The sequence below is a fragment of the Paraburkholderia sp. SIMBA_054 genome (assembly GCF_046534875.1).
In the GTDB taxonomy this organism is placed as follows: Bacteria; Pseudomonadota; Gammaproteobacteria; order Burkholderiales; family Burkholderiaceae; genus Paraburkholderia; species Paraburkholderia hospita.
Window position 1 is genome coordinate 1 of the sequence record NZ_JAWRXV010001731.1, and the last position, 235, is coordinate 235.

General features: G+C 35.7%; 1 protein-coding gene. It reads right to left on the reverse strand.

Going from position 1 to position 235, the window contains the following annotated elements; all coding sequences use genetic code 11:
- On the reverse strand, nucleotides 1-235 hold a 235-nt coding region (locus SB822_RS61025), incomplete at both ends, for a hypothetical protein (RefSeq protein WP_410859644.1).

The following is a 235-nucleotide window of genomic DNA, read 5'->3' on the forward strand; positions in this document are numbered from 1 at the left end:
AGTGCCCATTCAAAACCCTTTTTAGGTTTATCAACTGTGCTATTCCTGTCATATAAAACATCAAATGCTTTATCTCCCCGTATAACCTCTTCTACGTTCATTTTTAATTCAGCAGCAAATTCGTTATCTGAAGTACTTATGTAATCGTTGAAATATATTGGTTCTTTAATAGGTATGGGAGCGGTTCGTGTTCCATCTGCTTCTTTTTTAGTTTTCTTCTTAGCAGATGACCCCT